Origin of the sequence: Burkholderia sp. WTPI3 (assembly GCF_021483755.1) — a bacterium.
GTDB lineage: Bacteria > Pseudomonadota > Gammaproteobacteria > Burkholderiales > Burkholderiaceae > Burkholderia.
Window position 1 is genome coordinate 46,234 of the sequence record NZ_JAGIXF010000006.1, and the last position, 17,021, is coordinate 63,254.

General features: G+C 66.7%; 22 protein-coding genes and 1 tRNA gene. 11 read left to right on the forward strand and 12 right to left on the reverse strand.

Going from position 1 to position 17,021, the window contains the following annotated elements:
* The 4 genes from J7024_RS05320 to J7024_RS05335 all read left to right on the forward strand — a co-directional run bounded on the left by J7024_RS05320 (position 1) and on the right by J7024_RS05335 (position 3,260).
* Complete coding sequence (locus J7024_RS05320) at positions 1-1,272, forward strand: high-affinity branched-chain amino acid ABC transporter permease LivM (protein WP_124826986.1); 1,272 nt, start codon at positions 1-3, stop codon at positions 1,270-1,272.
* Positions 1,269-2,042 (forward strand): high-affinity branched-chain amino acid ABC transporter ATP-binding protein LivG, encoded by a 774-nt coding sequence (livG, locus tag J7024_RS05325; RefSeq protein ID WP_124826987.1) that lies wholly within the window; start codon positions 1,269-1,271, stop codon positions 2,040-2,042. Before J7024_RS05320 ends, livG begins: the two co-directional genes overlap by 4 nt.
* On the forward strand, positions 2,042-2,743 hold the full coding sequence (locus J7024_RS05330; protein ID WP_096501694.1) for an ABC transporter ATP-binding protein: 702 nt from the start codon (positions 2,042-2,044) through the stop codon (positions 2,741-2,743). The genes livG and J7024_RS05330 overlap by 1 nt, the downstream gene beginning before the upstream one ends.
* Before the next feature lie 166 nt (positions 2,744-2,909).
* Positions 2,910-3,260 (forward strand): VOC family protein, encoded by a 351-nt coding sequence (locus tag J7024_RS05335; protein ID WP_124826988.1) that lies wholly within the window; start codon positions 2,910-2,912, stop codon positions 3,258-3,260.
* A gap of 26 nt (positions 3,261-3,286) precedes the next feature.
* On the opposite strand, the gene J7024_RS05340 is transcribed toward J7024_RS05335, so the two are convergent.
* The 3 genes from J7024_RS05340 to J7024_RS05350 form a co-directional block, all read right to left on the reverse strand.
* Entirely contained in the window at positions 3,287-3,694 is a 408-nt protein-coding gene (locus J7024_RS05340) for a DUF2000 domain-containing protein (RefSeq protein ID WP_175769972.1), read from the reverse strand.
* A gap of 44 nt (positions 3,695-3,738) precedes the next feature.
* Positions 3,739-4,596: an AraC family transcriptional regulator gene (locus tag J7024_RS05345; protein ID WP_124826990.1), complete on the reverse strand. Its 858-nt coding sequence runs from the start codon at positions 4,594-4,596 to the stop codon at positions 3,739-3,741.
* An 84-nt stretch (positions 4,597-4,680) separates the two neighbouring features.
* Positions 4,681-5,982, reverse strand: a complete 1,302-nt coding sequence (locus tag J7024_RS05350) for an aspartate aminotransferase family protein (RefSeq protein WP_124826991.1) — start codon at positions 5,980-5,982, stop codon at positions 4,681-4,683.
* A gap of 81 nt (positions 5,983-6,063) precedes the next feature.
* Between J7024_RS05350 and J7024_RS05355 the strand changes: the two genes are divergently transcribed.
* From J7024_RS05355 to J7024_RS05380, 6 genes are all read left to right on the forward strand, one after another.
* Positions 6,064-6,948 carry a LysR family transcriptional regulator gene (locus J7024_RS05355; RefSeq protein WP_175750807.1) on the forward strand — a complete coding sequence of 295 codons (885 nt, stop codon included), beginning with the start codon at positions 6,064-6,066 and terminating at the stop codon, positions 6,946-6,948.
* Positions 6,949-7,184: 236 nt separating this feature from the next.
* Positions 7,185-8,084 (forward strand): LysR substrate-binding domain-containing protein, encoded by a 900-nt coding sequence (locus J7024_RS05360; protein WP_124826993.1) that lies wholly within the window; start codon positions 7,185-7,187, stop codon positions 8,082-8,084.
* Positions 8,085-8,246: 162 nt separating this feature from the next.
* On the forward strand, positions 8,247-8,996 hold the full coding sequence (locus J7024_RS05365) for an SDR family NAD(P)-dependent oxidoreductase (protein WP_234744846.1): 750 nt from the start codon (positions 8,247-8,249) through the stop codon (positions 8,994-8,996).
* A gap of 74 nt (positions 8,997-9,070) precedes the next feature.
* On the forward strand, positions 9,071-10,396 hold the full coding sequence (locus J7024_RS05370) for an MFS transporter (protein ID WP_175750808.1): 1,326 nt from the start codon (positions 9,071-9,073) through the stop codon (positions 10,394-10,396).
* Between the two features lie 40 nt (positions 10,397-10,436).
* Entirely contained in the window at positions 10,437-11,282 is an 846-nt protein-coding gene (locus J7024_RS05375) for a transketolase (RefSeq protein ID WP_124826996.1), read from the forward strand.
* Positions 11,279-12,277 (forward strand): transketolase family protein, encoded by a 999-nt coding sequence (locus J7024_RS05380; protein WP_124826997.1) that lies wholly within the window; start codon positions 11,279-11,281, stop codon positions 12,275-12,277. The genes J7024_RS05375 and J7024_RS05380 overlap by 4 nt, the downstream gene beginning before the upstream one ends.
* 150 nt (positions 12,278-12,427) lie before the next feature.
* Here the strand turns inward: J7024_RS05380 and J7024_RS05385 are convergent.
* Positions 12,428-12,512, reverse strand: a tRNA-Leu gene (locus J7024_RS05385).
* Positions 12,513-12,661: 149 nt separating this feature from the next.
* Between J7024_RS05385 and J7024_RS05390 the strand changes: the two genes are divergently transcribed.
* Positions 12,662-13,987 carry a leucine-rich repeat-containing protein kinase family protein gene (locus J7024_RS05390; protein ID WP_124826998.1) on the forward strand — a complete coding sequence of 442 codons (1,326 nt, stop codon included), beginning with the start codon at positions 12,662-12,664 and terminating at the stop codon, positions 13,985-13,987.
* A 28-nt stretch (positions 13,988-14,015) separates the two neighbouring features.
* On the opposite strand, the gene J7024_RS05395 is transcribed toward J7024_RS05390, so the two are convergent.
* The 8 genes from J7024_RS05395 to J7024_RS05430 form a co-directional block, all read right to left on the reverse strand.
* Positions 14,016-14,195, reverse strand: coding sequence for a hypothetical protein (locus J7024_RS05395; protein WP_233410034.1), 180 nt, complete (start codon positions 14,193-14,195; stop codon positions 14,016-14,018).
* Between the two features lie 4 nt (positions 14,196-14,199).
* Positions 14,200-14,373 carry a hypothetical protein gene (locus J7024_RS05400; RefSeq protein WP_175750809.1) on the reverse strand — a complete coding sequence of 58 codons (174 nt, stop codon included), beginning with the start codon at positions 14,371-14,373 and terminating at the stop codon, positions 14,200-14,202.
* Positions 14,374-14,405: 32 nt separating this feature from the next.
* Positions 14,406-14,852: a copper chaperone PCu(A)C gene (locus tag J7024_RS05405; RefSeq protein WP_124827045.1), complete on the reverse strand. Its 447-nt coding sequence runs from the start codon at positions 14,850-14,852 to the stop codon at positions 14,406-14,408.
* Between the two features lie 76 nt (positions 14,853-14,928).
* A complete protein-coding gene (locus J7024_RS05410) occupies positions 14,929-15,294 on the reverse strand; it encodes a copper resistance CopC family protein (RefSeq protein ID WP_234744847.1) in 366 nt (121 codons plus the stop codon).
* Positions 15,291-15,440: a hypothetical protein gene (locus J7024_RS05415; RefSeq protein WP_175769974.1), complete on the reverse strand. Its 150-nt coding sequence runs from the start codon at positions 15,438-15,440 to the stop codon at positions 15,291-15,293. The genes J7024_RS05410 and J7024_RS05415 overlap by 4 nt, the downstream gene beginning before the upstream one ends.
* A gap of 185 nt (positions 15,441-15,625) precedes the next feature.
* Positions 15,626-16,003 carry a DUF2946 domain-containing protein gene (locus J7024_RS05420; protein ID WP_175858174.1) on the reverse strand — a complete coding sequence of 126 codons (378 nt, stop codon included), beginning with the start codon at positions 16,001-16,003 and terminating at the stop codon, positions 15,626-15,628.
* A gap of 115 nt (positions 16,004-16,118) precedes the next feature.
* Positions 16,119-16,613, reverse strand: coding sequence for an SRPBCC family protein (locus J7024_RS05425; RefSeq protein WP_175760694.1), 495 nt, complete (start codon positions 16,611-16,613; stop codon positions 16,119-16,121).
* A 62-nt stretch (positions 16,614-16,675) separates the two neighbouring features.
* The gene (locus tag J7024_RS05430) at positions 16,676-16,978 is read right to left on the reverse strand and encodes a 2Fe-2S iron-sulfur cluster-binding protein (RefSeq protein WP_011659384.1); all 303 of its coding nucleotides are present in this window, start codon (positions 16,976-16,978) and stop codon (positions 16,676-16,678) included.
* Between the last annotated feature and the right edge of the window lie 43 nt (positions 16,979-17,021).

Genomic DNA, 17,021 nt, shown 5'->3' on the forward strand with positions numbered 1-17,021 from the left:
ATGAGTACAGTCATTTCCGTTCGCCGCCCGGCCGCCGACGCTTCGTTCGGCCAGGCGCTGAAGAATGCCGTGGCCGCCGCGATCCTGACGGCGATCCTCACGATCCCCGTGCTCGGGCTGCAACTGAAGCTCGACGGCTACCAGGTCGTGCTGACGCCGCACTGGCGACCGGTGTGGATCGCGGTCGCGGGCGTGTTCCTGTTCCAGTTGTTCAAGCCGTGGCTCATGCGCGCCAAAGCGGCCGTGAAGCTGCCGGCAGCGCCCGCGATGGGCGCGCGGCAGCAGCGCGCGATCATCTGGGTGCTCCTCGCGGTCGGGCTGGTGTGGCCGTTCTTCGGCTCGCGCGGTGCAGTGGACGTCGCGACGCTCGCGCTGATCTACGTGATCCTCGGTCTGGGGCTGAACATCGTGGTCGGTTTCGCGGGGCTGCTGGATCTCGGCTATGTCGGGTTCTACGCGGTCGGCGGCTATACGTACGCGATGCTGAACCAGTATTTCGGGCTGTCGTTCTGGGAGTGCCTGCCGCTCGCGGCGATCGCGGCGGCGACGTTCGGCTTCCTGCTCGGCTTCCCGGTGCTGCGCTTGCGCGGCGACTATCTGGCGATCGTCACGCTCGGCTTCGGCGAAATCATCCGCTTGCTCGCAAACAACCTGACCGACCTGACGGGCGGTCCGGACGGCATCTCGAGCATTCCGAAGCCGACGGTGTTCGGCTTCGAGATGGCGCGCACGGCGAGCGTCGAAGGCGCGAAGACCTTCCATGAACTGATCGGGCTGGAGTACAGCGGCGAGCACATGGTGATCTTCCTGTACCTGATCGCGCTGCTGCTGGTCGGCTTCACGCTGTTCGTGACGAGCCGCCTGATCCGCATGCCGATGGGGCGCGCGTGGGAAGCGCTGCGCGACGACGAGATCGCGTGCCGTTCGCTCGGCCTGAACCCGACGCGCATCAAGCTGTCGGCGTTCACGCTCGGCGCGGCGTTCGCGGGCATCGGCGGCGCGTTCTTCGCGGCGCGTCAGGGCCTCGTGAATCCTGAATCGTTCACCTTCATCGAATCGGCGCTGATTCTCGCGATCGTCGTGCTCGGCGGGATGGGCTCGCAGCTCGGCGTGATTCTCGCGGCGATCCTGCTGACCGTGTTGCCGGAAGTCGCGCGCGGGTTCGCCGAGTACCGGATGCTGATCTTCGGTCTGGTGATGGTGCTGATGATGATGTGGCGTCCGCAGGGCCTGCTGCCCGCGAGCCGTCCCCACGTGGAGTTGCCGCAATGAGCGCGAATGCAGAACTGTTGAAGGTCGCCGGGCTGCAGATGCGCTTCGGCGGGTTGCTCGCGGTGGACGGCATCGATTTCGATGTGCGCCGCAACGAGGTGTTTGCGATCATCGGGCCGAACGGCGCGGGCAAGACCACGGTGTTCAACTGCGTCGGCGGCTTCTACAAGCCGACCGGCGGCGACGTCGTGCTCGACGGCCACGCGATTGGCGGGCTGCCGAGCCACAAGATCGCGTTGAAGGGCCTGGTGCGCACGTTCCAGAACATCCGCCTGTTCAAGTCGCTCACCGTCGTCGAGAACCTGCTCGTCGCGCAACATCGCAAGGTGAAGTCGGGGCTGCTGCATGGCCTGTTCGCGACGCCCGCATATCGTCACGCGGAGAAGGAGGCGCTCGAACGCGCGGCGGTATGGCTCGACCGGATGGGGCTGAAGGCGGTCGCCAACCGGCCGGCCGGCACGCTGTCGTACGGGCACCAGCGGCGCCTGGAGATCGCGCGCTGCATGATCACCGAGCCGCGCCTCTTGATGCTCGACGAGCCGGCGGCCGGCCTCAACCCGCAGGAAAAGATCGAACTGCAGCACCTGATCGACAAGCTGCGCCGTGAATTCGGCGTATCGGTGCTGCTGATCGAACACGACATGAGCCTCGTGATGGGCGTGTCGGACCGCATCCTCGTGATGGAGCACGGCCGGCCGATCGTGATCGGCACGCCGGAAGCGGTCCGCAACGACCCGCGCGTGATCAAGGCGTATCTGGGGGAAGAGTGATGCTGAAGCTGGAACAGGTCCATACGCACTACGGCGCGGTGGAGGCGCTCGCGGGCGTGTCGATCGAGGTGAACAAGGGCGAGATCGTCACGCTGATCGGCAGCAACGGCGCCGGCAAGACGACGCTGATGATGACCGTGTGCGGCACGCCGCGCGCCTCGTCGGGCCGCGTGCTGTTCGAGGGCAACGACATCACCGGGATGTCGACGCACCAGATCATGCGGCAGGGGATGGCAATCTCGCCGGAAGGGCGGCGCGTGTTCCCGAGCCTGACGGTGCTCGAGAACCTGAAGATGGGCGGCTTCTTCGCGAGCCGTCACGAGATCGACGACGGCATCGAGCATGTGTTCAAGCTGTTTCCGCGGCTGAAGGAGCGCGCGACGCAGCGGGCCGGCACGATGTCGGGCGGCGAGCAGCAGATGCTGGCGATCGGCCGTGCGCTGATGAGCAAGCCGCGCTTGCTGCTGCTCGACGAGCCGACGCTCGGCCTCGCGCCGCTCGTGATCGCGCAGATCTTCGACATCATCCGTGCGATTCGCGACGAGGGCGTCACGGTGTTCCTGGTCGAGCAGAACGCGAACAAGGCGCTGGGTGTGGCCGATCGCGGTTACGTGCTCGAAACGGGGCGCGTGGTACTGGCCGACACGGGCGCGAACCTGCTCGCGAACGACCGGATCAAGCAGGCCTATCTCGGCGGTTGAGGCGGGAAGCCGCCGGCCTGCAACGGGCCGGCGGCCGACAGGAGTGATGTAGCCGATTTGGCTCCGATCGCGGCAAATTGGGCCGAACCCGGTGAAGCACTGCCCGACTTGCCATAAAGTAGGTAGCCATTCCCGTCAAATCGCATTCGCATTCGAGAGGAATCCCATGAAAGTCAAACGCATCGTCGCGAACGTCGACACGCAGTCCGTCGACGACGCCAGGCGTTTTTACCAACGGATCTTCGGCCTCGACCTGCTGATGGACCACGGCTGGATCGCGACTTACGGCAATGCCGAGCAGATGGACGTGCAGATCAGCTTCGCATCGGAGGGCGGATCGGGTACGCCGACCCCCGACCTTTCGATCGAGGTCGACGACGTTGATGAAGCGCTGGAACGTGTGCGTGCAGCCGGCATTCCCGTCGAATACGGCCCGGCCGACGAACCGTGGGGCGTGCGGCGTTTCTACGTCCGCGATCCGTTCGGCAAGCTCGTCAACGTGCTCGCTCACAGCTGACTCGAAGCGGCGGCGTCGCCCGAGCCTCACGCGTGCAGCGCCAATCCTTTCACCGCCTTGTCCACGGCCTTCTTCGGTCCGTGCAACGCCAGGCCGACCAGGTCGGGATTCGCCGCATCTTCGGCGCGAAACGCTTCGCGGTTGGCTGCATCGTGCCCGGTCGAAAACATCGCGCGCACGTAGGGCACGATCGTGAGTTCGCGCGACAGCGCCTGGCGGTGCGCGGCCTGCAACCCGTTCAAGTCGGCCGAGAACACCAGCATCGGCTGGCCGAGCATCCGGCTGTAGCGGCGGCCTGCCGCATCCTCGTAAGGCTCGCCGAGCGCTTCGGGCGCACCGGCCGCGACGCCCGTCGCGAGAAACGCGACCACATTGAGTTTCTGCCACGCCGCGAGATCGTCGCGCACGATCAATGCCACTTTCGTATCGAACATGAGTGCTCCTCGTTGAAGCGCTCATGATCGAATACCGTGCGAGATCAGTCTGGAACGTTTGTGCAGAGCTGCCGGTACGCGGCCGGCGTGATCCGGTAAGCGCGGCGGAACCAGCGGCCCAGATGGCTCTGGTCGGCGAAACCGACATCCGCGGCTGCCTGGGCGGGGGTACGGCCGGCCGCGAGCAACCGGCGCGCGGCGCGCAGCCGCAGGCGCACCAGGTAGGCGTGCGGCGATGTGCCGAATGCACGCTGGAACATGCGCGTCAGCCGGAACCGGTCGATGCCGGCGACGCCGGCGAGTTCGTCGAGGCCGATGTTGCCGTCCATGTGCTCATGCAGCAGATCGCGCACGCGCGCGATCGCGGGCGGCACGACGCCGCTTTCCGGCGCGAGCGGGCCGCGCAGTTCGCCGCCGAGCCGCATCAGCAGGCGATCCAGTGTCTGGTCGCGTGCGAGCCGGCCTTCGTTGTCGTGGATTGCAAAAAAGGCGTTCCGGATCGCCTCGACGAGGCTGCTGTCGTCGACGAGCGTATGGCCGAAGGTGGCTTCGACAGCGCCGAGCCCCGGCAGGTCCAGACGGTGCGCGGCGCGCGCGACCCAGGCTTGCGGCAGGTACAGCATGCCGTAGGTGAAGCCGCCGGCTTCGGGCGCGTGGCCGTCGTGCATCGCGCCGGGCTCGATCAGGATCGCGCGGCCCGGCACGCTCGTATGCAGCGACCGGTGGCACTGGAAGCGTTGCACGCCTTGTTCGGTGAAGCCGACGAGCATGTCGTCGTGATCGTGCGCATCGTACGCGTGGCCGTTGAAATGCGCGTGCAGGCTTTCGATACCCGTTTCCGCGTCGCGCCGCGCGACGAGCCAGTGGTCGGTCGTGCCGGTTCCGTTCACAGCGGTTGTCATCGCTTGCCTCGTTCGCCGTCGTTGCCTGCCCGGTAGTGTACGCAGATCGCGCTAAACCGGTATGGCAGCGACGGGACCGCGCGGCTAGCGTGTGCGCGCGATCGCCTGTTCCAGCAGCGACAGGCCGAGGTCGATCTCGGCCTCGCTGACGGTCAGCGGCGGCGCGATGCGGAACACGCCGCCCATGCCGGGCAACTGCACGATGTTCATGCTGAGCCCGAGGTTCATGCATTCGCGCGTGATCTTCGCGCCGAGGCCGTCCGCCGGTTCCTTCGTCCGGCGATCCTTGACGATCTCGACGCCGAGCAGCAAGCCGCGCCCGCGCACGTCGCCGATGCAGTCGAAGCGCTCCATCAGGTCGAGCAGGCCGCGCCGCAGCCGTTCGCCCATCACGTTCGCGCGCCGGACGAGGCCGTCGCGCTGCACCACGTCGAGCACGCGCAGGCCGACCGCGGCGGGCAGCGGATCCGATACGTGCGTCGTATAGAACAGGTAGCCGAGCTCGTGCGCGCGTTCCTCGATCTGCGCGGACGTGACGACGGCCGCGAGCGGCAGCCCGGCGCCGAGCGTCTTCGACAGCGTGAGGATGTCGGGCGTCACGCCGTCGCGCTGGCACGCGAACATCGTGCCGGTCCGGCCGACGCCCGTCTGCGCTTCGTCGAGGATCAGCAGCATCCCGCGCGCTTCGCACTTGCGCTTGAGCGCCGCCATGTAGCCTTCCGGCAATTCGATGATGCCGCCCGAGCTGAGGATCGGCTCCGCGATGAACGCGGCGAGGTTGCCGCTCGACTGGCGGTCGATCAGGTCGAACGCATAGTCGAGCTCGGCGAGAGGGTCGTACGTGCCGTTGTGCTCGAAGCGCGGCCGGTACGTGAACGGCGCCGGAATCGCGAACGAGCCGACGGCGGCCGGGCCGACGCCTTTGCGCCCGGCGCTGTACGTGGCGGACGCCGCGGCGCCCGTCATCCCGTGCCACGACTGCGCGAAGCCGACGATCTCGTACTTGCCGGTGACGAGCTTCGCCATCCGGATCGCCGCTTCGTTCGATTCCGCGCCGGTGCTCAGCAGCAGCGCGCGGTCGAGCCCCGGCGGCGTGATGTCGGCCAGGCGCGTCGCGAGATCGACGACCGGACGCGACAGCATTCCGCTGAACAGGTGGTCGAGCTTGCCGGCGTATTCGCCGATCACGGAGACGATCTCCGGGTGGCTGTGCCCGAGCACCGCGCTCATCTGGCCCGACGTGAAGTCGAGGATCGCGCGGCCGTCCGCGTCGTAGATGAAGCTGCCTTGCGCACGCTCGATGATCATCGGCTCGAATGTGCCGCCGTAGCGGATCAGGTGCTGTCTGGCGTTGCGCCAGAAGGTTGCGTCGTCGTTCAGGGACATCGGGCTTCTCCGGCAAGGGCAAGGGCAGGGGTCGCTTGCAGTCTAGGCGCCGGTCTGGTTTGATGGAAACGAATAGTTCTTATGCAAGGTAGAAAAGGAGCTAATACCTTGGGGCGCTCGCTCGAAATCGACCTGCTGCGCTCGTTCGTCGTGATCGCCGAGGTGCGCTCGCTCAGCCGCGCGGCGGCGCGGGTCGGCCGCACGCAGTCCGCGCTGAGCCAGCAGATGCGGCGGCTCGAGGAGGTCGTCGATCAGCCGCTGTTCCAGCGCACCGGCCGCGGCGTACTGCTGACGCATCCCGGCGAGCGGCTGCTCGCGCATGCGCAGCGTATCCTGCGGCAGCACGACGAGGCGATGGCCGACCTGTGCGGCACGGGGCTGTCGGGCAGCATCCGTTTCGGCTGCCCGGACGATTACGCGGCTGTGTTCCTGCCGACGCTGTTGCGGCAGTTCTCGAACCAGCATCCGCAGGCGATCGTCGAAGTCGTGTGCGGGCCGACGCCGCGCTTGCTCGAGCAACTGGACAAGCGGGCGGTCGATCTGGCGATGATCTCGTTGCCGGACGACGATTCGGACGATGACTTCATTCGTCGCGAGCAACTGGTCTGGATCGGTTATCCGGGCCTGGATGCCGCGCAGTTCGACCCGTTGCCGCTCGCGCTGTCCGATCCCGATACGCTCGATCACATCGCGGCTTGCGAGGCGCTGGATCGAGCGGGGCGCGATTACCGCGTCGCGTATGCGAGCAGCAGCCTTGCGGGGCTGACCGCGCTGGTGCGTTCCGGGCAGGCGTTCGCGGTGATGACGCAGACGGCCGTGCCCGCGGATCTGGCGATTCTCGCCGGCGACCGCGGGTTGCCGCCGTTGCCGGCGGTGGGGATCACGCTTAAGTTCGACCGGAAGCGGCCGTCGCATCTGACGGTCGCGTTTGCCGAGCACATTCGGGCGGTGTTGCCGGTGCTGTGATGCGAAGTCTTCGCTCCGGACAATGACGCGGCGGCCGTCAGTCGTTCGGCATCACCGCGAAGGTTGTCCGCGACGGGATCGCGCGAAAACCGCGTGTCGATCCGCGGGGACGCGCGGCCGGAGCCGGCCGGCGCTCTAGAATTGACCCCTGATCGACCGGGATGCCGCGGCCCGGTCGATGCTTCGATACCGCCGCCGGCCTGTCGGACGAACCGCTCTCTTCAACGGATTCCAGCATGCGCATCCCACCGCTCAAGGCAATCATCGCATTCGAAAGCGTGGCCCGAACCAAAAGCGTCAACCGCGCGGCGGAAGAGCTCGGCCTGACCGCGTCCGCCGTGAGCCACCAGCTCAGCAACCTCGAATCGCAGATCGGTCAGCCGTTGTTCCAGCGCTCGGGGCGCGGCCTCGTCCTCACGCCCACCGGGGAACGCTACCTGGCGGACGTCACCGGCTCGCTGGCCGATCTGAGCCGCGCCACCGAGCGCGCGTCGAGTCGCACGGAGGTCGATATCCTGCGCGTGCATTCGAGCCCGAGCTTCGGGCTGATGTGGCTGCTGCCGCGGCTGTCGTCGTTTCAGGAGGCGAACGGCGATATCCAGCTGAACCTGGCGTGCTCGTACGAAAACGTGTCGTTCTCGAACGGCTTCTACGATATCGATGTGCGTCACGGTTACGGCAACTGGGACAATCTCGAGGTCAAAACGGTGCGCGGCGAGTTCATCGCGCCGCTCGCTTCGCCGCGATACCTGGAACGGCATCCGGTGAACGCGCCGGAGGACCTGCTCGCGCACCGGCTGATCTATTCCGAAACGCCGCTGGTGCAATGGAAGCAGTGGTTCGGCAGGACCGGCGTGTCGCTCGCCACGCAGAAAACCTTCGATTTTTCATTCGACCGCTCGTACATGTCGCTCGAAACCGCCGCGCTGGGTCTCGGCATTGCGCTCGAAAGCCTGATGCTTGCGTCGGTGAAGATCCGGGAAGGGCTGCTGGTGCCGGTGTTCGACGCGACCCACGCGGTCGAAGTCGGCGCGCATCATCTCGTGTATCCGCGGCAGAACGCGGAGCTGCCGCGCGTGAAGCGCTTCCTCTCGTGGATCGAGCGCGAGGTCGCGGCGCACGGGCGGGCGAGCTGAGCGTCGCGCGTCCGCTCTGCAGGCGATATTGCGCTGCAGCACGCCGCGACGGGGCGCGCGGCGACATCTGAAATTTTCTCAGCTATGGCTGAGCGTTTCCGCGTTGATGCGGGTGTCGGGCAAGCCGACACTCTGCACACACATCAACACAGGAGACAAACGATGTTGCTCGACCACAAGACCATCATCGTGACCGGCGCCGCGTCGCCGCGCGGTATCGGCAAGGCCACGGCCCGCGCACTGGCCGCGCAGGGCGCGCGCGTGGCGATCCTCGACCTTCGCCGCGAAGACGCGCAGGCCGCCGCGGCGGACCTCGGCCCGGGCCACCTTGGCCTGGCATGCGACGTGACCGACCGCGACGCGTGCGAGGCGGCTGCCCGCGCGACGCTCGAGTGCTTCGGCCGCATCGACGGCCTCGTGAACAACGCCGGCATCACGCAGCCGGTGCGGACGATGGAGATTTCCGGGCGCGACTTCGACGCGATTGTCGACGTGAACCTGCGCGGCACGCTGTACATGTCGCAGGCGGTGCTGCCGGCGATGCAGGAGCAGCGCGGCGGCAGCATTGTCTGCATGTCGTCGGTGTCCGCGCAGCGCGGCGGCGGCATCTTCGGCGGGCCGCACTACAGCGCCGCGAAGGCCGGCGTGCTGGGTCTCGCGAAGGCGATGGCGCGCGAATTCGGCGCCGACCATATCCGCGTCAATTCGATCACGCCGGGCCTGATCCAGACCGACATCACGGGCGACAAGCTGACGCCCGCGATGCGCGAGGACATCGTCAAGGGCATTCCGCTCGGCCGGCTCGGCGATGCCGCCGATGTCGCCAACGCGTGCCTGTTCCTGCTGAGCGACCTGTCGAGCTACCTGACGGGCGTCACGCTCGACGTCAACGGCGGCATGCTGATCCACTGAGAACGGCGCCGCGACACGCGCGGCGCCGCCCATCACGCACCCGGGACAACCCGGGGCCATGGCAGGAGACAAAGATGAGAGCAAAGTACCCCGCACCGCCCGTTCAGGGCGAGATGCTGCAACGGGACGATGCGTCGACGTTCGAGGCGGCCACGTATGCGAAGGTGGCGCGCCGGCTGATCCCGTTCCTGATGTTGTGCTACCTGGGCGCGTATCTCGACCGGGTCAACGTCGGGTTCGCGAAACTGCAGATGCTCAACGACCTGCGCTTCAGCGAGACGGTGTATGGCGTGGGCGCAGGCATTTTCTTTCTCGGCTACTTTCTGTTCGAAGTGCCAAGCAATCTGATCCTGCATCGCGTCGGTGCGCGCCGCTGGCTCGCGCGCATCATGCTGACCTGGGCCGTGATTTCCGCGAGCTTCGTGTTCGTGAAGTCGCCCACCGCGTTCTACGTGCTGCGGTTTCTGCTCGGCGTCGCCGAAGCGGGCTTTGCGCCGGGCGTGATCCTGTATCTCACGTACTGGTTCCCGTCGGCGCGTCGCGCGAAGGCGCTGTCGCTGTTCTTCATGGCGATTCCGCTCGCGGGGATCGTCGGCGGCCCGCTATCCGGCGCGATCATGCATTCGCTGCACGGCGCGATGTCGATGGCCGGCTGGAAGTGGCTGTTCCTGCTCGAAGCGCTGCCGTCGTGCGTGCTGGGTTTTGCGATCCTGCTGTATCTCGACGATGGCATCGACCGCGCGAAATGGCTGACCGATGCCGAAAAGGCCTTGCTGGCACGCAACGTGTCGGCCGATGCCGCGCACACGACCGCCCACCTGTCGATCCGCGCGTTCGTCGCCGATCGCCGGCTGTGGCTGATGGCCGCGATCTACTTCTGCGTCGTGCTCGGGCAGTACGGCCTCACGTTCTGGCTGCCCACGATCATTCGCAAGGCCGGCGTCGCCGATCCGCTGTGGGTCGGACTGTTCACCGCGATTCCGTATGCGTGCGCGATCGTTGCATTGCCGCTGATCGGCATGAGCGCGGATCGTCGTCGCGAGCGCCGCTTCCATCTCGCGGTGCCGATGCTGATCGCGGCGGCGGGCTTCGCGACGTTGCCGATACTGGGCAGCGTCGGCGCGTCGATCGTGTGCCTGAGCATTGCGTCCGCCGGCATTCTCGCGGCGTCGTCGCAGTTCTGGTCGCTGCCGACGGCGCTGCTGGGCGGCATGTCGGCGGCGGCGGGCATCGCCGCGGTCAACTGCGTCGCCAACCTCGCGGGCTTCTTTTCGCCGGCGATCGTCGGCTGGTTGAACGACCTGACCGGCAAGTCCACCGCCGGGCTGATCTTCATCTCCGTCGCGATCACGGTCGGCGCGCTGCTCGTGTTCCGGGTGCCCCGATCCGTCAACCGCTGATTCGACCTGCATTCCTTCCGATCCAATACTGGAGCTATCGATGGATACCGAAACCATCCATGAAGCGGTCACGCTCGCCGAGCGCGCGTACCGCATCCGCAGAAACGCCGTGCTGATGGGCGAAGTCCAGGGCCAGGGTTATGTCGGCCAGGCGCTCGACATCGCCGACGTGCTGGCCGTCGCGTACTTCGGCGCGATGCGCTATCGCCCCGACGATCCCGAGTGGGAAGGGCGCGACCGCTTCCTGCTGTCGAACGGTCACTATGCGATCGCGCTGTACGCGGCGCTGTTCGAAGCCGGCATTCTGCCGGCAGAGGAACTCGAAACCTACGGCAGCGACGACAGCCGTTTGCCGATGTCCGGGATGGCGAGCTACACGCCCGGGATGGAGATGTCCGGCGGTTCGCTCGGGCAGGGCTTGACGATTGCGGTCGGCCGTTGCCTCGGGCTCAGGCGCAACGGCTCGGACGCATTCGTCTATACGCTGTTCTCGGACGGCGAACTCGACGAAGGCGCGATCTGGGAAGGATTGATGTCGGCCGCGCACTGGAAGCTCGACAATCTGATCGCGATCGTCGACGTGAACAACCAGCAGGCCGACGGCCCGTCGACGCAAATCATGGCGTTCGAGCCGCTGGCCGACAAGCTCGAAGCTTTCGGCTGGTACACGCAACGCGTGGACGGCAACGACATCGACGCGGTGAAGCGCGCATTCGACAATGCGCGCCGGTACGACAAGCCGCAGCCGCGCATCATCGTTTGCGACACGAAGATGGGACGCGGCGTGCCATTCCTCGAAGCACGCGAGAAGAGCCATTTCATTCGCGTCGATGCGCACGAGTGGAAACTCGCGCTCGACGCGCTCGAAGCAGGGAGACACGCATGAGCACCGCCGACAACAAACCGCGCCTGAAGACTTCCGCGATGATCGCATCCATCGCGGCCGAAGGGCAGGCGACCCGTGCCGCGCCGTTCGGCCATGCGCTGGCGAGCCTCGCGCGTACGAACGGCAACGTGATCGGCATGACGGCCGATCTCGGCAAGTACACCGACCTGCACATCTTCGCGAAGGAATTTCCCGAGCGCTACTATCAGATGGGCATGGCCGAGCAGTTGCTGATGGGGGCCGCCGCCGGGTTCGCGCACGAAGGGGCGCAGCCGTTCGTCACGACCTATGCGGTGTTCGCGACGCGCCGCGCGTACGACTTCATCCATCAGGCGATCGCCGAGGACAATCTCGACGTGAAGCTCGTGTGTGCATTGCCTGGCCTCACGACCGGTTACGGGCCGAGCCACCAGGCGGCCGAGGATCTGGCGCTGATGCGCGCGATGCCGAACATGACCGTGATCGATCCGTGCGACGCGCTGGACATCGAGCAGATGGTGCCGGCGATGGCCGCGCACAAGGGGCCGGTGTATGCACGTCTGCTCCGTGGCAACGTGCCGGTCGTGCTCGACGAATACGACTACCGGTTCGAACTCGGCAAGGCCAAGCTGCTGCGCGACGGCAACGACGTGCTGCTGATCTCGTCCGGGATCATGACGATGCGTTCGCTCGAGGTCGCGAAGGCGCTTGAAGCCGACCGCATCGATGCCGCCGTGCTGCACGTTCCGACGATCAAGCCGCTCGATACGGCGACCATCGTTCGGGAGGCGCGGCGCAAGGGACGCATGGTGATCGTCGCGGAGAACCATACGGTGATCGGCGGACTCGGCGAAGCGGTGGCGACTGCGTTGCTGGCGGACGGCGTTGCCGCGCCGTTCCGCCAGATCGCGCTGCCGGATGCCTACCTCGCCGCGGGCGCGTTGCCGACGCTGCACGATCGCTACGGGATCTCGGCCAGCGCGATGCGGGAGAATATCAGGTCGTGGGTGGGGTGAAGGATCGAATCCGGGGCGGCGACACGGGTGCGTGCCTGCGGCTCCGGATCGCAATCGGGTCGTCTACGGCGCCCCGGAAACAAAAAAACCGCGAAGCGTTGCGCTGTCGCGGTTTTTTGCACATGCCCGAAACACGGTGAAAACCGTATCTGGTGCCGACGGCGAGACTCGAACTCGCACAGCTTTCGCCACTACCCCCTCAAGATAGCGTGTCTACCAATTTCACCACGTCGGCACTTCAGTACTGCAAGGGGCGCTATTCTAACGTCACTTTTTGCGTTTGTGAAGAGGATGTGACGCGGTGCGCGCGGCACGCGAAAGCGATCCCGGTAAAATTCGTCCGATCGATCCGACGATCATCGCAATCACAACTGCTTTCCCTCCGTGACGACCACTCTTGAACAATTGCAGGCCGGCCAACTGTCGGGCGCCCGCCAACTCAAGCTCGCGTGCGGGCTTACCGAATTTCCGCGCGAAATCTTCGATCTGGCAGACACGCTCGAAGTGCTCGACCTGTCCGGAAATGCACTGTCCGCGCTGCCGGACGACCTGTCGCGGCTGCACCGTTTGCGCATCCTGTTCGCGTCGTCCAACCGCTTCACGGAATTCCCGGAAGTGCTCGGCACGTGTGCGCAACTCGACATGATCGGCTTCAAGGCGAACCGGATTCGCGCGGTGCCGCGCCATTCGCTGCCGCGCGCGTTGCGCTGGCTGATCCTGACCGACAACGAAATCGAAGAACTGCCCGCCGACATCGGTGACTGCTCACGCCTGCAGAAGCTGATGCTCGCGGGCAACCGTCTGCGCGCGCTGCCCACGGAAATGGCCGCATGCCGCGCGCTCGAACTGGTGCGTCTGTCGGCGAACCGGCTCGACGCGCTGCCGGACTGGCTGCTGCGTTTGCCGCGGCTCGCGTGGCTCGCGGCCGCAGGCAATCCGCTCGGCGCCGCGCCGGAGGCGGCGGCTTCTGCCGAGCCGGGCGTTACGGACATCGACTGGACGTCGCTCTCCTGCGAACGGAAGCTCGGCGAAGGCGCATCGGGCGTCATCCACCGTGCGCGATGGCAGGCTAACGGTCGCGCGCCGCGCGCGGTCGCGGTCAAGCTGTTCAAGGGCGCGGTGACGAGCGACGGTCTGCCCGATTGCGAAATGGCCGCCTGCCTGCACGCGGGACGCCACACGAACATGATCCCGGTGATCGGCAAGGTGCGCGGTCATCCGGACGGCACGCACGGCCTCGTGATGGAACTGGTCGATCCGGCACTGACGAACCTCGCCGGGCCGCCGAGCTTCGCGACCTGCACGCGCGACGTGTATGCGGACGATGCGCGGTTCGCTCCGGCGGCCGCGGCACGGATCGCGCACGGCATCGCATCGGTCGCGGCGCATCTGCACGCACGCGGCATCATGCACGGCGATCTGTATGCGCACAACATCCTGCACGATGGCGAGGGCGGCGCGCTGCTCGGCGATTTCGGCGCGGCGTCGGTCTACGACGTGAATGACCGCGCGCACGCTGCGCGGCTCGAACGGCTGGAAGTCAGGGCATTCGGCTATCTGCTCGGCGAGTTGCTGGAGCGATGCGAGCCGCGCGCGCGGGACGGGGCGAGCGAACTTGAAGCGCTTGCGGCCGCGTGCCTGAACGAGGACGTCGATGAGCGTCCGTCGTTCGACGCGATTGCTGCTTCACTGGCTGTATTGAAGCGCTGACGTTTGCGCGCCGAAGGCATGCCGGCGCTTACACCTGCCGTGCGGTCAGCAGCTTGATCCCGAGCCCGACGAACAGCAGCCCGCTCGCGCGCCTGGCCGCGGGTACCCACGGGCTGACGCCGAAGTCTCGACGGAGCCGGTGCAGGCGATCGTCGCGGCGGTGCCGCGCGTGCCGTAGCGCACCGTGTTGCGGATCACCCCGATGCACCGTGTCAACGCGCGTCGCGCACGCAGTAAGCGGCGATCGACGACGGCAAGTCGATCGCGGCGGGCTGCGTCATCCATGCGATCCACGCCGCCCATAACCCGCAGACGATCAGCACGGCAACGTTCAGCGGCGTCCGGTAGCGGGCGATCAGGTCGGCCAGCGGCAGGCGTTCTTTCATGTTCGTCTCCATCGGTTGTGACGCAGGCGGCGTTACTGGCCCGTGTACGACGGCGCCTTCGCGTCGCAGGTCACGGACACCGTCGAGCCGTCGGCGAAATGCAGCCGGAACGGGATCTTCGCGCCGGGCGCGACGCTCTGGCGCGGTTGTTCGAGCATCACGTGATAGCTCTTCGGCTTGAACATCACCGTGCCGTGCGCGGGCACCTCGACCGCGTCGACGTGGACCATCTTCGCGGTGCTGCCGGCCGTCTGCGTTTCGTGCAGCATGGCCATCCCGAATGCCGGCGTGTCGATGCCCGTGAGCGTAGCGGGGGCGTCGCCGTCGTTCTTCAGCGTGAAGTAGCCGGACGACGGCACCGTCGCGGGCATTGCGCGGATCCAGCAGGCATCGGCCTGTACGGCTGGCGCGGCGAACGTGGCGGGAGCGTGCAGCGCGAACAGCGCAAACAGCAGGGCGGCCGGAATCGAGCGTTTCATCATGTGTTCTCCTTATCGAAAGTACGGAATGCGGATGGAGCGGCGATGCGCCCCTGACGATGCGGGCACGCGTGCGTCACTTCAGCGTGAACGCGTAGTGCCCCTGGGTCCGGTGGCCGTCGCTGGCCACCGCGACCCAGGCGACGGTGTAGGTGCCGGCCGTCAGGCTCGTCAGCGCGACGTGCATCCGCTTGCGGTTGCCGTCGACGACGACGGCCTTGCCGGTCGCGACCGACTGGCCGTGGCTGTCGGTCACGGCGATCGAGCTGAATGCGGGCTCGAGCGCTTCGTCGAAATCGATCGTGACGGCTTGCGGTGCGGCGGTGAGCGTTTCGCCGGCGGCCGGCTGTTGCGTTTTCGGAAACGCGTGCGCGTGGGCGGCCTGGACGATGACGAAGGTCAGTGCGGCGATGGCGCCGCGGAAAAGCGCGGATGTTTTCATGGCTTGGAAAATGCGTTGTGGATCGGGGCGGGGAAAATGTCGTCGAGATGCGTACGAGCCCGCAGCAGGGTCGCGATGTGACCGTACTGGAAGTCGAACGCATCGCCGACGCTCGGGGTGTCGATGGTCATCGTGACGGCGTGCATGCGATCTTCCGCACTCGCGCATGCATGCTCATGCGCGGCGACGGCGACGCACGCGCACGGTGACATGCGGCGCGCGGCAATAAGGGTCGACATGATCGTCCTCGTGAACGTGACACGACACGGGCGCCGGCAGGGCGCGCGCGAACGGCGCGATGCGTTCAGGCATCGCGCGCTGTGGCTACGGTTCAGGCGGAGGCGGGTGGGGCGCGCGGCTGAGCGGCCGTGAGCGCCAACGCGCGCCGCAGGCTTTCGAAGCGGGTCGCTTCGCGATGCTGGATGACGCGCACATGGGCCGCGAACGTCAGTTCGGGCGCGGGTAGTGCGGGTGTATGGGCGAGCAGGCTGCAATAGCCGCACGCCTGCAAATGGGCTTGCAGGCTCTTCGACGGCGCATGCGTCCGATGGTCGCCGACAACCGGGCCGGCCGTGCAGTAACCGGCGAGCAATGCATCGACGCGGCCTTGCGTCGTCAGCGCCTGCGAGATCGTCGGCGCGAGTGCCGTCATCAGGATGGCGAGCATCCCGATCAGACTGCCGATCTTCCGGAGGCGACGACTGAGCATGCGATGAGCAGCGGCGTGAGGACTGCGATGGGGCGGATTATGCCACGCACCCCGCGAGGCCGGCATGCGCGCATCCGCATGCCGGGGATGGCGGGCAAGGGCCGGCAAGGGCCGGTTACGCGTGCGTCGCCAGATATTTCGTGATCAGCATCATCTGCGCGGCCCAGCCGTGATCGTTCATTTCGCGAGCCTTCGCGCGACGCGCTTCGATCAGTTGGTCGAACCCCGTTTCAGTGACCGTGAGCCGCGTGCCGCCGTTTTGCTCGGCGATCGCGAACGTGACGAGCGTCATCGGCTCGGCCGAGTAATCGAAGTTCGGATCGATCGCGAACGGATGCCAGCGGAACGAGAACAGTTGCTTCGGCTCGACGCGCTCGACGACGATTTCGAATACAGCGCCCGAGTAGGGCTCCTGGGCCTTGGCGACGACGTCGTCGATACGCGTCGGCGTGATGCGGCCGAATAGCGGCTGGCCTTCCGCGAACGGCCCGTCGAAGGTGACACCGAACCACGTGCCGAATTCCGCGGAATTGCTGATCGCTTCCCACACGCGCGCCGGCGGCGCGGCGAGCACGGCCTGTTTCTCGATGCGATCGGTTGACTGGGTCATCACACTCTCCCGACGGGCTTGCCCGTCACGGTTGCGGGACGGCGCGCCACTGCGCGTCGCGTTCAGTCGATCATCTCCGCGTCGGGCACGTCGAGCACGACATCCGACGTCGCGACGGCCACGCACGGCAGCGTATAGCCGTCGGCCTTTTCCTCGCGGCTCAACCCGGGCCATTCGATCGTGTAGCGTACGCTGCCGCTGACGATCCTGCACAGGCAGCTTCGGCACGTACCGTTGCGGCACGAACGCGGCAGCCTGACGTGCGCGAACGCGGCGGCTTCGAGCAGGGTCAGCGAATCGGGTGCGTCGAACGTCGCGCCGAGCGGCTCGATGCGCACGAGAGGCGGGTGGTCGGGATCGGTCATGGGGCGAAGCGGGCGGCGGCAAGGCAAGCGCCAAGCATACCCG

Bases quoted from the DNA above. Each gene is read 5' to 3' on its own strand.
- J7024_RS05320 (WP_124826986.1), top strand. From the start codon at position 1: ATGAGTACAGTCATTTCCGTTCGCCGCCCGGCCGCCGACGCTTCGTTC.
- livG (WP_124826987.1), top strand. From the start codon at position 1,269: ATGAGCGCGAATGCAGAACTGTTGAAGGTCGCCGGGCTGCAGATGCGC.
- J7024_RS05330 (WP_096501694.1), top strand. From the start codon at position 2,042: ATGCTGAAGCTGGAACAGGTCCATACGCACTACGGCGCGGTGGAGGCG.
- J7024_RS05335 (WP_124826988.1), top strand. From the start codon at position 2,910: ATGAAAGTCAAACGCATCGTCGCGAACGTCGACACGCAGTCCGTCGAC.
- J7024_RS05340 (WP_175769972.1), bottom strand. From the start codon at position 3,694: ATGTTCGATACGAAAGTGGCATTGATCGTGCGCGACGATCTCGCGGCG.
- J7024_RS05345 (WP_124826990.1), bottom strand. From the start codon at position 4,596: ATGACAACCGCTGTGAACGGAACCGGCACGACCGACCACTGGCTCGTC.
- J7024_RS05350 (WP_124826991.1), bottom strand. From the start codon at position 5,982: ATGTCCCTGAACGACGACGCAACCTTCTGGCGCAACGCCAGACAGCAC.
- J7024_RS05355 (WP_175750807.1), top strand. From the start codon at position 6,064: ATGCAAGGTAGAAAAGGAGCTAATACCTTGGGGCGCTCGCTCGAAATC.
- J7024_RS05360 (WP_124826993.1), top strand. From the start codon at position 7,185: ATGCGCATCCCACCGCTCAAGGCAATCATCGCATTCGAAAGCGTGGCC.
- J7024_RS05365 (WP_234744846.1), top strand. From the start codon at position 8,247: ATGTTGCTCGACCACAAGACCATCATCGTGACCGGCGCCGCGTCGCCG.
- J7024_RS05370 (WP_175750808.1), top strand. From the start codon at position 9,071: ATGAGAGCAAAGTACCCCGCACCGCCCGTTCAGGGCGAGATGCTGCAA.
- J7024_RS05375 (WP_124826996.1), top strand. From the start codon at position 10,437: ATGGATACCGAAACCATCCATGAAGCGGTCACGCTCGCCGAGCGCGCG.
- J7024_RS05380 (WP_124826997.1), top strand. From the start codon at position 11,279: ATGAGCACCGCCGACAACAAACCGCGCCTGAAGACTTCCGCGATGATC.
- J7024_RS05400 (WP_175750809.1), bottom strand. From the start codon at position 14,373: ATGAAAGAACGCCTGCCGCTGGCCGACCTGATCGCCCGCTACCGGACG.
- J7024_RS05405 (WP_124827045.1), bottom strand. From the start codon at position 14,852: ATGAAACGCTCGATTCCGGCCGCCCTGCTGTTTGCGCTGTTCGCGCTG.
- J7024_RS05410 (WP_234744847.1), bottom strand. From the start codon at position 15,294: ATGAAAACATCCGCGCTTTTCCGCGGCGCCATCGCCGCACTGACCTTC.
- J7024_RS05415 (WP_175769974.1), bottom strand. From the start codon at position 15,440: ATGCACGCCGTCACGATGACCATCGACACCCCGAGCGTCGGCGATGCG.
- J7024_RS05420 (WP_175858174.1), bottom strand. From the start codon at position 16,003: ATGCTCAGTCGTCGCCTCCGGAAGATCGGCAGTCTGATCGGGATGCTC.
- J7024_RS05425 (WP_175760694.1), bottom strand. From the start codon at position 16,613: ATGACCCAGTCAACCGATCGCATCGAGAAACAGGCCGTGCTCGCCGCG.
- J7024_RS05430 (WP_011659384.1), bottom strand. From the start codon at position 16,978: ATGACCGATCCCGACCACCCGCCTCTCGTGCGCATCGAGCCGCTCGGC.